Origin of the sequence: Delftia lacustris, from assembly GCF_040267515.1 — a bacterium.
In the GTDB taxonomy this organism is placed as follows: domain Bacteria; phylum Pseudomonadota; class Gammaproteobacteria; order Burkholderiales; family Burkholderiaceae_C; genus Comamonas; species Comamonas tsuruhatensis.
Genome location: NZ_CP141274.1, coordinates 2,218,186 through 2,230,802, shown reverse-complemented (window position 1 = coordinate 2,230,802; position 12,617 = coordinate 2,218,186). Strand labels below are relative to the sequence as shown.

Below are 12,617 nucleotides of genomic sequence, written 5' to 3'. Positions count from 1 at the left end.
GCCTTGCACTTCAGGCCGCCATTTCTTCCAGCGCGGGAGACGGCACGGCAGGCAGCCGGTGCGCCACCAGCTGCACGGGAATGGACTTGGAGCTGGGCGTGCCCGCCACAATGGCCGTGGCCGACAGCGGCACCAGCGGATTGGTCTCCGGATAGTAGGCAGCGATGCAGCCGCGCGGAATGTCGTAGGCCACGAGCCTGAAGCGCTCGGCGCTGCGCTGCTGGCCGTCATCCCACACCGTCTGCAGGTCCACCCAGTCGCCATTCTTCATGCCCAGGGCGCGGATGTCCTCGGCATGGATGAAGACCACGCGGCGCTGTCCGAAGACGCCGCGGTAGCGGTCGTCCATGCCGTAGATGGTGGTGTTGTACTGGTCGTGCGAACGCGTGGTGAACAGCGTGAACACCGGCGATGCACCGGGGCTGCGCGCGGCGCGCGCGCGGTGCACGGGCGTATCGCGCGGCACGGCGTGCACGAAGAAGCCGGCCTTGCCCCGGGGCGTCTCCCAGATGCGCTCGCTCGCCGCATTGCGCAGCTTGAAGCCGCCCGGCACGGCCACGCGCGCGTTGAAGTCGTGGAAGTCGTCGAAGACCTGCTCGATCAGCTCGCGTATGCGCGCATAGTCGCCGGCCAGCTCCAGCCAGGGCACGGGCCGCTGCGCGCCCAGCGTGGCGGCAGCCAGGCGCGCGACGATGGCGATCTCGCTGAGCAGGTGCTCGGACGCAGGCGGGTTGATGCCGCTGGAGATATGGACCATGCCCATGGAGTCCTCCACCGTCACGCCCTGCGGGCCGGTGGCCTGCATGTCGATCTCGGTGCGGCCCAGGCAGGGCAGGATCAGCGCCTCGCGGCCGTGCACCAGGTGGCTGCGGTTGAGCTTGGTGGTCACATGCACGGTCAGGTCGCAGCGGCGCAGTGCCTGCCAGGTGGCATGCGTGTCGGGCGTGGCCGCCGCGAAGTTGCCGCCCAGCGCGAAGAAGACCTTGCCCCTGCCCTCGAGCATGAGGCGGATGGACTCGACCACGTCCACGCCGTGGGCACGCGGCGGCTCGAAGCCGAAGACCTGCTGCAGCCGGTCCAGCAGCGCGGCCGGCGGCTTTTCCCAGATGCCCATGCTGCGGTCGCCCTGCACATTGCTGTGGCCGCGCACCGGGCAGGCGCCCGCACCCGGGCGGCCGATGTTGCCGCGCAGCAGCAGCAGGTTGACCAGCATCTGCACGGCGGCCACCGAATGCATGTGCTGCGTGATGCCCATGCCCCAGCAGACGATGGTGCTGCGGGCGGCGATGTAGACCTCGGCCGCCGTCTGCATCTGCGCGCGGCTCAGGCCGGACTCGGCCTCGAGCAGGCCCCAGTCCTCGGCCCGCAGGTCCTCGGCCAGGGCCTCGAAGCCGGTCGTGTGTTCGGCGATGAAGGCATGGTCCAGCACGCCGCCGCACCCGTGCCCCAGTGCATCGTCCTGCGCGATCACATGCTTCATGATGCCCTTGACGGCCGCGATGTCGCCGCCCACGCGCAGCTGGAAGTAATGCGTGCTGATGGGCGTGGCGCCCAGGGTGGCCATCTCCAGCTTGCTTTGCGGGTCCTGGAAGCGCTCCAGCCCGCGCTCGCGCAGCGGGTTGAAGCTCAGGATGCGCGCGCCGCGCTTGTGGGCTGCGCGCAGCTCGCCCAGCATGCGCGGGTGGTTGGTGCCGGGGTTCTGGCCGAAGATGAAGATGGCATCGGCCTGCTCGAAATCGGCCAGCTGCACCGTGCCCTTGCCCACGCCGATCTGCGGCTTCATGCCGCTGCCGCTGGGCTCGTGGCACATGTTGGAGCAGTCGGGGAAATTGTTGGTGCCGTAGGCGCGCACGAACAGCTGGTAGAGAAAGGCCGCCTCGTTGCTGGCGCGGCCCGAGGTGTAGAAGATGGCCTGGTTCGGGTCGGGCAGCGCGTTCAGGTGGCGGGCAATCAGTGCAAAGGCGTCGTCCCAGGCGATAGGCCGGTAGCGGTCGCTGGCCGCGTCGTACACCATGGGCTCGGTGAGCCGGCCCTGGTCCTCCAGCCAGAAATCGCTTTGCGCCATGAGCTCGGCCACCGTGTGCCGGGCAAAGAATTCGGGCGTCACGCGGCGCGCCGTGGCCTCGGCCGCCACGGCCTTGGCGCCGTTCTCGCAGAACTCGAAGGTGGAATGGTGGTTGCGGTCGGGCCAGGCGCAGCCCGGGCAGTCGAAGCCGTCGGGCTGGTTGGCCGACAGCAGCGTCTTGGCGCCCTTGACGGCGATATCCTGGCGCATCAGGGCCTGGCTCACGCTGCGCAGTGCGCCCCAGCCGCCAGCGGCCCCCTTGTAGAACTCGATCTTTTGTTCGGACATGGGCCGGGAGTGTTCCGCCTGTCCATGATCCAGGTCAAATCACATCTCCAAATGGAGAGATTCAGCAAAGATATGAGCACGGCATCCTTGCCCTGCGCCATGCTGGCAACCTCCGCCCCGGACCACCGATGAACTCCACAGCCATACACACCGCCATCCCCGAAGACGCCGCGCTGATCGCCCCGCTGTTCGATGCCTACCGCCAGTTCTACGAGCAACCTGCGGATGCCGACGCGGCGCTGGCCTTCATCACGGCGCGGCTGGAGCGCGGCGAATCCGTGATCCTGCTGGCCCGCCGACCGGACGGCAGCGCCCTGGGCTTTTGCCAGCTCTACCCCTCGTTCTGCTCGGTGCTGGCCGCGCCCATCTACGTGCTCTACGACCTCTTCGTGGTGCCCGATGCGCGCCGCCTGGGCGTGGGCCGCGCCCTGCTGCTGGCGGCCGAAGCCCATGCCCGCGCCACGGGCCATGCACGCATGGACCTGACCACGGCCCGCAACAACCTGCGCGCCCAGGCGCTGTACGAGTCGCTGGGCTGGGTGCGTGACGAAGTGTTCCTGACCTATGCGCGCCATCTGCAGGCTTGAGCCGCCAGCGGCCTAGCGCAGAACCCGCAGCTCCCGCGCCAGCGCCACGGCCTGGGTGCGGCTGCGCGCGCCCAGCTTGAGGTTGATGCTGCGCAGGTGGGTGCGCACCGTGCTGTCGGAGACGAAGAGCTTCTCGGCCATGGCCGCATTGGAGTAGCCCGAGGCCAGCAATTCCAGCACGCGCAGCTCCTTGCGGGTCAGGGGCTCGGCAAGCGCCGTGGCCGGCGCCAGGCCCTGGGGCGCATCCGCTGCCTGCAGCTCGGGGGGATCGGCGGGCTCGGCAGGCTCGCCCAGGGCAGACAGCAGCCGCTGCGCATGGGCGGCCGCCTCCGGCTCCGCCGCTTCCGTGCGGCGCGACAGTGAGGACGACAGTGAAGGAGACAGTGAGGGCGACAGCACGCGCTGCAGCACAGGCGCGAGCAGCGGCCCCTCATCGAGCATCAGGCGCACAAAGCCTTCGCTGGCCCCGTGGCGCAGCGGCTGGGCCAGCATGGCGGCGGCGGCGTCCAAGTCGCCGCAGCCTGCCTCGGCCAGCGCGCACAGCACCTGCAGCTTGAGGCTGCGGTGGCGGCGCCCGCGCAGTTGCGCATCGGCCAGCAAGGGGGCGATGGCATCGCGCACGGCACGGCAGTCGCCAAAGTGCAGACCCCAGCGCAGCCGGGCGATGGCGATGTCCTCCACCTCGTGCGGGGGCAGGCGCAGGCGTTCCACGCGCGGCCATACGCCGGGATCGTCGGCACGCTCCAGCGCCTCGGACGCGGCGGCCCGGTTGCCCTGCAGCACGAAGATGCGCGCATGCTCCAGCCGGGCGCTGGCCGTCACGCGGGGCAGCTGGCGTTCATGCCCCAGGTACTCCAGTTCGGTCAGCAGGCCGAAGGCCGCATCCACATCGCCGCGCACGAAGGCAATGCGCGCACGCATGCGGTAGCTGGAGATCACATGGTCGGGCAGGCCCACGTCGCGGGCCAGCGGCAGGTAGACGTTGAGCAGGTGGTCGGCGCCATCGAGGTCGTTGGTCTCGTAGAGCACGCCGGCATGCAGCACGCCGGCCCAGGCATTACCGTTGGTGGGGTTGTAGGAGGCGCTGCGCGGCGTGGCGGCCAACGCCACGCGAAAGCGCGACGCCGCCTGCCGCAGCCGCCCGCCCGACAGGTCCAGCACGCCCTCCATGGCCTCGGTGTACATCCGGCTGAACAGGCTGCCGGCCTGGGTGCTGCGCGCCGCGTCCAGCAGGCGATGGGCCTCCTCGGCATCGCCCAGCACCGACACCACGTAGGCCATGGCATTGGTCAGCGAGCTGTCCGCAAACGGCCGGCAGCTGGGCAGGCAGGCCAGCGCCTGGCGGCCCAGGGGTGCGGCCTCTTCCACGCGGTCCATCATGGCCAGCAGCAGCGGCTGCAGGGCCATGACCAGCGCCTGCGCGGCGGGGTCTGCGGCCATGCGGGGCCGCAAGGCGTCCAGCCGCTGCTGCGCCTGCCAGGGGCCGCGCGTGAAGCAGTCGGCATAGGCGGCCACGGCCTGCAGCAGCGGCTCGCGCGCCATCAGCGGCGCCGGCATGGCCGAGAACCAGCGCGACAGCAGGCGCATGCGGCCCTGCTCCATCAGCGCCTCGGCATGGCGCGCCAGCAGGGACAGGGCATGCGGCAGGTCGCCGCCTTCCAGCGCATGCTCGATGGCGGGCACGGGCCGGCCACAGGATTCGTACCAGCCGCTGGCCGCCAGGTGAAGGCGCGTCAATTCACCGGGCTGCTCGCGCAGCAGCTGTGCGCGCAGGAAGTCGGCAAACATGCTGTGGTAGCGCCAGCTGTGCCCGCCCTGGCCACCCTGCGCCTCGTCGGCCAGCGGCACCAGGAACAAGTGGGCCTGCTCCAGCGCCTGCAGCATGGCGGCGCCGTCGGCGCGCGGCACCAGGGCCTGGCAGACCTGGGCGTCCAGCGTGCGCAGGATGCTGGTGCGCAGCAGGAAGTCGCGCACGGACGCGGGCTGCTGGGCCAGCACATCCTCGGCCAGGTAGTCGGCCACGGCGCGCTCCGAGCCCGAGAAGCGCTCGATGAAATCGCTGTGCGGGCCATGGCGCTCCAGCGCCAGCGAGGCCAGCCACAGCGCGCCTATCCAGCCTTCGGTCTTGTCCAGCAGCCGAGCCAGGGCCTCGCGCGGCAGCGGGCAGCCGCGCAGGCGAAAGAACTCCTCGGCCTCGCCCACGGAAAAGCGCAGCAGTGCCGCATCGATCTCCAGCAACTGGCCGCTGGTGCGCAGCCGCCCCAGTCCCAGGGCCGGCAGCGCGCGCGAGCCTATGACCAGGCGCCCGCGCTCGGGCAGCTGCTCCATGAGCTGGCGCACCAGGCCCAGCACGGCATCGTTGTGCAGCACCTCGAAATCATCGATGAACAGCGCAAAGGAGCGGCCCTCGCCGGCCAGCGCATGCAGGGCCTGGGACAACTCGCCGGCGCCTTGCGACGGCCCCACCCCCAGGGTGCGCACGGCCGCGCCCAGGCACTGCAGAAAGCGCGAGACATCGTTGTCGGCGGCATCCAGCGTCAGCCAGGCCGTGGCCTGGCCCTCGGCCTGCAGGCGCTCGCGCATCTGGCGCATGGCCGTGGTCTTGCCGAAGCCGGCAGGGGCGCGCACCAGCACCACGCGGGCGCGCAAGGCCTCGGGCCAGCGCGCGGCAACGGCCAGCCGGGCCACCTGGGCGGCAGCGGCGCGCGGCGGGCTCAGCTTGGCCTGCGGCACGTAGCCGGAACCCGGACCGGGGCCGGAGGAAGGGGTGGGCGCTGGGGGCTGCATGCAGGCAGGGGGCACTGTGAAGGGGTGAGGCACCGGGCACTTTCGTCGGTTTCGACGATGGCGGCAAGACGGGGCGATTCCTAGACTTGGAGGCAGATCATAGGTGGCGAACCGCCGTCTGTCCCGATCCAAGGCGACAGGCAACGGCGCGCCGCCAACGCACCAACCAAGGAGACCTTCACATGCAGCTTGACGCAAGCATCAGCGCAGTCGTCACGGGCGGGGCATCGGGCCTGGGCGCGGCCACCGCGCGCCGCCTGGCCGCAAAAGGCGTGCGCGTCGCCCTGTTCGACCTCAACGAGACGGCCGGGCAGGCGCTGGCGCGCGAGACAGGCGGCCTGTTCTGCCGCGTGGACGTGACCGACGAGGCCAGCGTGGACGCGGGCTTTGCCCAGGCCCGCGCGGCCCACGGGCAAGAGCGCATCCTGATCAACTGCGCGGGCACGGGCAATGCCGTCAAGACGGCCAGCCGCGACAAGGCCACGGGCGAGATCCGGCACCTGCCCGTGGCCAATTTCGACCGCATCATCCAGATCAACCTGGTGGGCACCTTCCGCTGCATCGCCAAGTCGGCGGCGGGCATGCTCACGCTGGAGCCGCTGGCCGACGGCGAGCGCGGCGCCATCGTCAACACCGCCTCGGTGGCGGCGCAGGACGGGCAGATGGGCCAGGCCAGCTACTCGGCCAGCAAGGCCGGCATCACGGGCATGACCCTGCCCATCGCGCGCGACCTCATGGGCGAGGGCATCCGCGTGAACACCATCCTGCCCGGCATCTTCGACACGCCGCTGCTGCAGGGCGCGCCCGACAACGTGAAGGCGGCGCTGGCCGCCTCCGTCCCCTTCCCCAAGCGGCTGGGCCAGCCCGACGAATACGCCCACCTGGCCGAGACCATGATCACCAACGGCTACTTCAACGGCGAGTGCGTGCGCCTGGACGGCGCCATCCGCATGGCGCCGCGCTAGGCGTACCGCCCAGGCACCACGGCAGGCACCGTCCCCGCGTTTTCCCTGGCCGGAATCGTCGCTTGCGACGATGCCCGGCCCGCGCCGGCCGGGCCACCATCCCCCCAGGAATACAGGAACAGGAGACATATCCATGGCACAGGCATACATCGTCGCCGCCACGCGCACGGCGGGCGGCAAGCGCGGCGGAAAGCTCTCTGGCTGGCATCCGGCCGATCTCGCGGCCCAGGTGCTGGACGAACTGGTGCGCCGCAGCCAGGCCGACCCGGCCCAGGTCGAGGACGTGATCATGGGCTGCGTCAGCCAGGTGGGCCAGCAGGCGACGAATGTGGCGCGCAACGCGGTGCTGGCCTCGTCCCTGCCCGAGTCCGTGCCGGGCACCACGGTGGACCGGCAGTGCGGGTCGTCCCAGCAGGCACTGCATTTCGCGGCCCAGGCCGTGATGTCGGGCAGCATGGACATGGTGATCGCCACAGGCGTGGAGAGCATGTCGCGCGTGCCCATGGGCACGCCCAACGCCCTGCCCGCCAAGGCCGGCCTGGGCGTGTACATGAGCCCGGCCATGCAGCAGCGCTACCCGGGCGTGGAGTTCAGCCAGTTCATGGGCGCCGAGATGATGGCCGGCAAGTACGGCCTGGCCAAGGACCAGCTGGACGCCTATGCGCTGCAAAGCCATGAGCGCGCCGTGCAGGCCGCGCGCGAGGGCCGCTTCGACCGCGAGATCCTGGCCGTGCAGGCGCGCAGCGCCGAAGGCGGTGCCGAGGGGGAAGGCCAGCCGCACACGGTGGACGAAGGCATACGCTTCAACGCCACGCTGGAAGGCATTGCCGGCGTCAAGACCATCCGCGAAGGCGGCTGCGTGACCGCCGCCACGGCCAGCCAGATCTGCGATGGCGCCAGCGGCGTCATGGTGGTCAGCGAGCGCGGCCTCAAGGCCCTGGGCGTGCAGCCGCTGGCGCGCATCCACCACATGAGCCTGCTCGGGCACGACCCGGTGATCATGCTGGAGGCCCCCATCCCCGCCACCCAGGCCGCGCTGAAGAAGGCCGGCATGCGCATCTCCGACATCGACCTGTACGAAGTCAACGAGGCCTTTGCCCCCGTGCCCCTGGCCTGGCTGCAGGCCACGGGCGCCGATCCGGCGCGGCTCAACGTCAACGGCGGCGCCATTGCGCTGGGCCATCCGCTGGGCGCCTCGGGCACCAAGCTCATGGCCACGCTGATCCACGCCCTGCATGCACGCGGCGGGCGCTACGGCCTGCAGACCATGTGCGAGGGCGGCGGCATGGCCAACGTCACCATCATCGAGCGCCTGTAGGCGCCGCCATGCCACCGTGCGGCCGGCGCGGCCCGCGCCGGCCGCCCACCATCGGGGGAGGGAAAGCCATGAGCCAGGACTCGCAGCCCCTGCTGCGCATTGAAGGCGTTTCGCTGCGCTTCGGCGGCATCGTCGCGCTGGACGGCGTGAGTTTCGATGTTGCGGCAGGCCAGATCTGCGGCCTCATCGGCCCCAACGGTGCGGGCAAGAGCAGCCTGTTCAACTGCCTGTCGCGGCTGTATGCCTGGCAGGCCGGCCACATCCGCTTTCGCGGCCATCCGCTGGCCACGCTGGCGCGCCACCGCATGGCCGCGCTGGGCATGGGCCGCACCTTCCAGAACCTGGCCCTGTTTTCCAGCATGACGGTGGCCGACAACGTGCGCCTGGGCACGCACAGCCACCAGCACGCAGGCTTTGTGCGCGACGCCCTGCGCCTGCCCGGCGTGCGACGGCGCGAGGAAGAAGCCCGCGCCCAGGCGCAATCGCTGATGGCCCTGCTGGAGCTGACGGGCGTGGCAGAGCGCCGCGTGGCCGACCTGCCCTTCGGCACGCAAAAGCGCGTGGAGCTGGCGCGCGCCCTGGCCTGCCGCCCGCAGTTGCTGCTGCTGGACGAGCCGGCCTGCGGCCTCAACCATGAGGAGCTGGCCGGCCTGGGCGACCTGATCCTGTCGCTGCGCGACCGGCTGGGGCTGACCGTGCTGCTGGTGGAGCACCACATGGGCCTGGTCATGCGCGTGAGCGACAAGGTCGTGGCGCTGAACTTCGGCCGCAAGATCGCCGAAGGCACGCCGGGCGAGGTCCGCGCCCATGCCGAAGTCATCCGCGCCTACCTGGGCTCGGACATGCAGCCGCAGGATCAGGACAGGGAGGTGGCGCATGCCGGCACTGCTTGAAATCCGCGGACTGCATGCGGCCTACGGGTCGGTGCGCGTGCTGGACGGCATCGACATGGACCTGGCCGAAGGCCGCGTCACGGCCCTGCTGGGCGCCAATGGCGCGGGCAAGACCACCACGCTGCGCGCCATCTGCCGCCACCTGGTGGACACGCGCGGCGAGGTGCGCCTGGCCGGCGAACGCATAGACCGGCACAGCACCGAGCGCATCGCTCGCCAGGGCGTGGGCCATGTGCCCGACGGGCGCGGCACCTTCGCCCAGCTCAGCGCTGAGGAGAACCTGCGCCTGGGCGCGCAGGCCCGGCCCACGAGCGCTGCCCGTGCCGACGTGGGCGGCGATATGGAGCGCATGTTCGGCTACTTCCCCCGCCTGCGCGAGCGCCGCGCCCAGCAGGCCGGCACGCTGTCTGGCGGCGAGCAGCAGATGCTGGCCATTGCCCGCGCCCTCATGGGCCGCCCGCGCCTGCTGCTGCTGGACGAGCCCTCCTTCGGCCTGGCGCCGCTGGTGGTGCGCGACATCTTCGGCATCCTGCGGCGCATCAACGCCGAGCAGGGCATGACCATCCTGCTGGTGGAGCAGAACGCGCGCCTGGCGCTGGAGCTGGCGCACAGCGCCTACCTGCTGGAGACCGGTCGCATCGTGCTGCACGGCTCCAGCGAAGCCATGCGCCGCAACGATGCGGTACGCCAGGCCTATCTCGGGGAGTAGCGGCCATGGACGCCTTCATCCACCAGTTGCTGGCCGGCCTGGCCACGGGCGGCATCTACGCCACCGTGGCCCTGGCCCTGGTCATGATCTACCAGGCCACGCACCACATCAATTTCGCGCAGGGCGAGATGGCCATGTTCTCCACCTTCATCGCCTGGGCGCTGCTGCAGGCGGGGCTGCCGTACTGGTGGGCCTTCCTGGCCACGGTGGCGCTGTCCTTCGTGCTGGGCGCGGCCGTGGAGTTCGCCATCATCCGCCCCATGCACAAGGCGGCGGACCTGGCCCAGGTGGTGGTCTTCATCGGCCTGCTGATCGTCTTCCACAGCCTGGCCGGCTGGATCTTCGGCTACACCATCAAGGAGTTCCCCAGCCCGTTCCCGGCCGACGCCTGGTATGGCAGCGCCCTGATGTCGGCCCATGAGGTGGGCACCATCTTCGTGGCCCTGGCCATCGTGGCCCTGCTGTTTGCCTTCTTCCGGCTCACACCGCTGGGGCTGGCCATGCGCGCGGCCGCGCAGAACCCGGCCTCCTCGCGCCTGGTGGGCATCTCCGTGGGGCGCATGCTGATGCTGGGCTGGGGCCTGGCCGGCGCCATCGGCGCGGTGGCCGGGATGATGGTGGCGCCCGTGGTCTTCCTCGATCCGCACATGATGAGCGGCGTGCTGCTGTATGCCTTTGCGGGCGCGCTGCTGGGCGGCATCGACAGCCCCGCGGGCGCCGTGCTGGGCGGCTTCATCGTGGGCGTGCTTGAAAACCTGGTGGGCAGCTACGTGGTCGGCACCGAACTCAAGCTCTCGGTGGCCCTGGTGCTGATCGTGGGCGTGCTCATCGTGCGGCCGGCCGGGCTGATGGGCCGCAAGGTCGTCAGGAGGGTTTGAACAATGTCCCCCCTGAGCGGCTACGCCGCTTCCCGTCGCACGGCGCCCCCCTCTCTCGCTACGCGGGAGGGGGACGACACCCTCGCGGCGGGGCGGTGCGGCCGGCGTAGGCCCTTGCTCGGTGTCCCTCGCTTTTGGGCCACGCCAGTTTTGTGCCCAACGCCCTGGAGAACAATGATGTCCACACGATCCGCCTCCTCGTCTGACGCACTGGTCGCCGCCACCAGCGCGCGCCGCCCCCTGCCCCTGGGCACGGTACTGATCGCGGCGCTGGCGCTGGCGGCCTGCTCGCTGGTCTTCGTGGCCAAGGGCTACCAGCTGTTCCAGGCCACCATGGTGCTGGCCTATGCCGTGGCCCTGGTGGGGCTGAACATCCTCACGGGCTACAGCGGCCAGATCTCGCTGGGCCATGGCGCCTTCTTCGCCATAGGCGCCTATGCGACCGGCATCCTGATGGACCGCGCGGGCCTGGCCTACTGGCTGGCCGTGCCTGCAGCGGGCCTGGTGAGCCTGGCGGCGGGCTACCTGTTCGGGCGGCCCGCGCTCAGGCTGGAAGGGCTGTACCTGGCGCTGGCCACCTTTGCGCTGGGCGTGGCCATGCCCCAGCTGCTCAAGTACCGCCACCTGGAGGCCTGGACCGGCGGCGTGGGCGGCATCGTGCTGACCAAGCCCGAGGCGCCCTGGGGCCTGCCGCTGGATGCCGACCAGTGGTTCTACCTCTATGCATTGGCCGTGGCGGCCCTGCTGTTCTGGATGGCGCGCAACCTCATAGACAGCGGCAGCGGCCTGGCGCTGCGCGCCATCCGCGACCACGCCATGGCGGCCGAGGCCATGGGCGTGGACAACGCGCACTGCAAGTCCATGGCCTTTGCGATTTCGGCCGGCTACACGGGCGTGGGCGGCGCGCTGTCGGCCATTGCCGTGCAGTTCGTGGCGCCCGACTCCTTCACCATGTTCCTGTCCATTTCGCTGCTGGTGGGCGTGGTGGTGGGCGGCGTGGGAACGCTGTGGGGCGCGCTGTTCGGCGCCCTGTTCATCATGTTCATCCCGGGGCTGGCCGAGCAGGTGTCCAAGGCCGCGCCCTGGGCCGTCTACGGCACCGTGCTCATCGTCTTCATGTTCGCCATGCCCGGCGGCGTGATGGGCCTGCTGCACCGACTGGGCCGACCGGGCCGACCGGGCCTGCACCAGCCCCGGCAGCGGCCGCGTGCCTGACTTTCCATCCCCACCCACAGGAGTCCCCCATGAATTCCAGTCCGGCCGTCCGCATGGAACGCCACGGCACAAACGGCGACAGCGGCAACAACGGCGAGATCGCACTCATCGTCCTCCAGGACAGCGCCCGCATGAATCCGCTGGGCAGGCCCTTGCAGCTGCGGCTGCGCGAACTGCTGGCCGAGGTGCGCGAGGACAGCTCCCTCCGCGCCCTGGTGCTCACCGCCGAGGGCCGGGGCTTTTGCGTGGGCGCGGACCTGTCGTCCATGGGCGGGGCACAAGGTGGGGCACAAGGCGGGGCCCAGGCCGATGGCCGCACGCTGGGCGAGCAGACGGCCGACAACATGCAGCAGCTGTCCAACCGCCTCATCCTGGACCTGCAGCAGTTGCCCGTGCCCGTGGTCTGCGCCATCAACGGCGCGGCAGCCGGGGCCGGCGTGGGCCTGGCCCTGGCCGGCGACGTGGCGCTGGCGGCGCGCTCGGCCTACTTCTACCTGCCTTTCCTGCCGCGCCTGGGCATCGTGCCGGACCTGGGCACCACCTGGTTCATCGAGCGCCGGCTGGGCCGTGCGCGCGCCATGGGCCTGTCCCTGCTGGGCGACAGGCTGGGCGCGCAGCAGGCCGCCGACTGGGGCCTGGTCTGGGCCTGCGTGGACGACGAGGCCCTGCGCGAGCAGGCCCTGGCCAAGGCCGCCCGCCTGGCGCGGCTGCCGGCCGGTGCCGTGCTGGAAGCCCGCCGCGCGCTGGACCACGCAGCCGCTTCCACGCTGGAGCAGCAGCTTCACTACGAGGCTGAACGCCAGCGCGAGCTGGTGGGCGCGCCGGCCTTCATGGAAGGCGTGCAGGCCTTCATGCAAAAGCGCGAGCCCGTGTTCGCGCCCCGCCAGCCGGGCTGAGCGCCGCGCCTTCCCG

General features: G+C 70.9%; 10 protein-coding genes. 8 read left to right on the top strand and 2 right to left on the bottom strand.

Annotation, left to right across the window (positions count from 1 at the left end; translation table 11 throughout):
• Window positions 1-10: 10 nt before the first annotated feature.
• The gene (locus U6958_RS11455; protein ID WP_074921421.1) at window positions 11-2,353 is read right to left on the bottom strand and encodes an FdhF/YdeP family oxidoreductase; all 2,343 of its coding nucleotides are present in this window, start codon (window positions 2,351-2,353) and stop codon (window positions 11-13) included.
• 128 nt (window positions 2,354-2,481) lie between these two features.
• Here U6958_RS11455 and U6958_RS11450 point away from each other — a divergent pair, with 128 nt between their 5' ends.
• Window positions 2,482-2,940 (top strand): GNAT family N-acetyltransferase, encoded by a 459-nt coding sequence (locus tag U6958_RS11450; protein ID WP_013801551.1) that lies wholly within the window; start codon window positions 2,482-2,484, stop codon window positions 2,938-2,940.
• Between the two features lie 12 nt (window positions 2,941-2,952).
• Here U6958_RS11450 and U6958_RS11445 read toward each other — a convergent pair whose 3' ends face one another.
• Window positions 2,953-5,727 (bottom strand): LuxR C-terminal-related transcriptional regulator, encoded by a 2,775-nt coding sequence (locus U6958_RS11445; RefSeq protein WP_074921420.1) that lies wholly within the window; start codon window positions 5,725-5,727, stop codon window positions 2,953-2,955.
• A gap of 182 nt (window positions 5,728-5,909) precedes the next feature.
• On the opposite strand from U6958_RS11445, the gene U6958_RS11440 reads away from it, so the two are divergent.
• The 7 genes from U6958_RS11440 (at window position 5,910) to U6958_RS11410 (ending at window position 12,601) form a co-directional block, all read left to right on the top strand.
• Window positions 5,910-6,692 (top strand): SDR family NAD(P)-dependent oxidoreductase, encoded by a 783-nt coding sequence (locus U6958_RS11440; protein WP_074921419.1) that lies wholly within the window; start codon window positions 5,910-5,912, stop codon window positions 6,690-6,692.
• A gap of 133 nt (window positions 6,693-6,825) precedes the next feature.
• Window positions 6,826-8,010 (top strand): acetyl-CoA C-acetyltransferase, encoded by a 1,185-nt coding sequence (locus U6958_RS11435; protein ID WP_074921418.1) that lies wholly within the window; start codon window positions 6,826-6,828, stop codon window positions 8,008-8,010.
• Window positions 8,011-8,078: 68 nt separating this feature from the next.
• Complete coding sequence (locus U6958_RS11430) at window positions 8,079-8,903, top strand: ABC transporter ATP-binding protein (protein WP_074921417.1); 825 nt, start codon at window positions 8,079-8,081, stop codon at window positions 8,901-8,903.
• The gene (locus U6958_RS11425; protein WP_074921416.1) at window positions 8,887-9,612 is read left to right on the top strand and encodes an ABC transporter ATP-binding protein; all 726 of its coding nucleotides are present in this window, start codon (window positions 8,887-8,889) and stop codon (window positions 9,610-9,612) included. The genes U6958_RS11430 and U6958_RS11425 overlap by 17 nt, the downstream gene beginning before the upstream one ends.
• Before the next feature lie 5 nt (window positions 9,613-9,617).
• On the top strand, window positions 9,618-10,490 hold the full coding sequence (locus U6958_RS11420; protein ID WP_012206619.1) for a branched-chain amino acid ABC transporter permease: 873 nt from the start codon (window positions 9,618-9,620) through the stop codon (window positions 10,488-10,490).
• A 177-nt stretch (window positions 10,491-10,667) separates the two neighbouring features.
• A complete protein-coding gene (locus U6958_RS11415; RefSeq protein WP_074921415.1) occupies window positions 10,668-11,705 on the top strand; it encodes a branched-chain amino acid ABC transporter permease in 1,038 nt (345 codons plus the stop codon).
• 29 nt (window positions 11,706-11,734) lie between these two features.
• Window positions 11,735-12,601, top strand: coding sequence for an enoyl-CoA hydratase-related protein (locus U6958_RS11410; RefSeq protein ID WP_074921414.1), 867 nt, complete (start codon window positions 11,735-11,737; stop codon window positions 12,599-12,601).
• The last annotated feature ends 16 nt before the right edge of the window (window positions 12,602-12,617 follow it).

Coding starts and splice junctions, on each gene's coding strand:
- U6958_RS11450 (WP_013801551.1), top strand. CDS start 2,482: ATGAACTCCACAGCCATACACACCGCCATCCCCGAAGACGCCGCGCTG.
- U6958_RS11445 (WP_074921420.1), bottom strand. CDS start 5,727: ATGCAGCCCCCAGCGCCCACCCCTTCCTCCGGCCCCGGTCCGGGTTCC.
- U6958_RS11420 (WP_012206619.1), top strand. CDS start 9,618: ATGGACGCCTTCATCCACCAGTTGCTGGCCGGCCTGGCCACGGGCGGC.
- U6958_RS11440 (WP_074921419.1), top strand. CDS start 5,910: ATGCAGCTTGACGCAAGCATCAGCGCAGTCGTCACGGGCGGGGCATCG.
- U6958_RS11410 (WP_074921414.1), top strand. CDS start 11,735: ATGAATTCCAGTCCGGCCGTCCGCATGGAACGCCACGGCACAAACGGC.
- U6958_RS11435 (WP_074921418.1), top strand. CDS start 6,826: ATGGCACAGGCATACATCGTCGCCGCCACGCGCACGGCGGGCGGCAAG.
- U6958_RS11425 (WP_074921416.1), top strand. CDS start 8,887: ATGCCGGCACTGCTTGAAATCCGCGGACTGCATGCGGCCTACGGGTCG.
- U6958_RS11455 (WP_074921421.1), bottom strand. CDS start 2,353: ATGTCCGAACAAAAGATCGAGTTCTACAAGGGGGCCGCTGGCGGCTGG.
- U6958_RS11430 (WP_074921417.1), top strand. CDS start 8,079: ATGAGCCAGGACTCGCAGCCCCTGCTGCGCATTGAAGGCGTTTCGCTG.
- U6958_RS11415 (WP_074921415.1), top strand. CDS start 10,668: ATGTCCACACGATCCGCCTCCTCGTCTGACGCACTGGTCGCCGCCACC.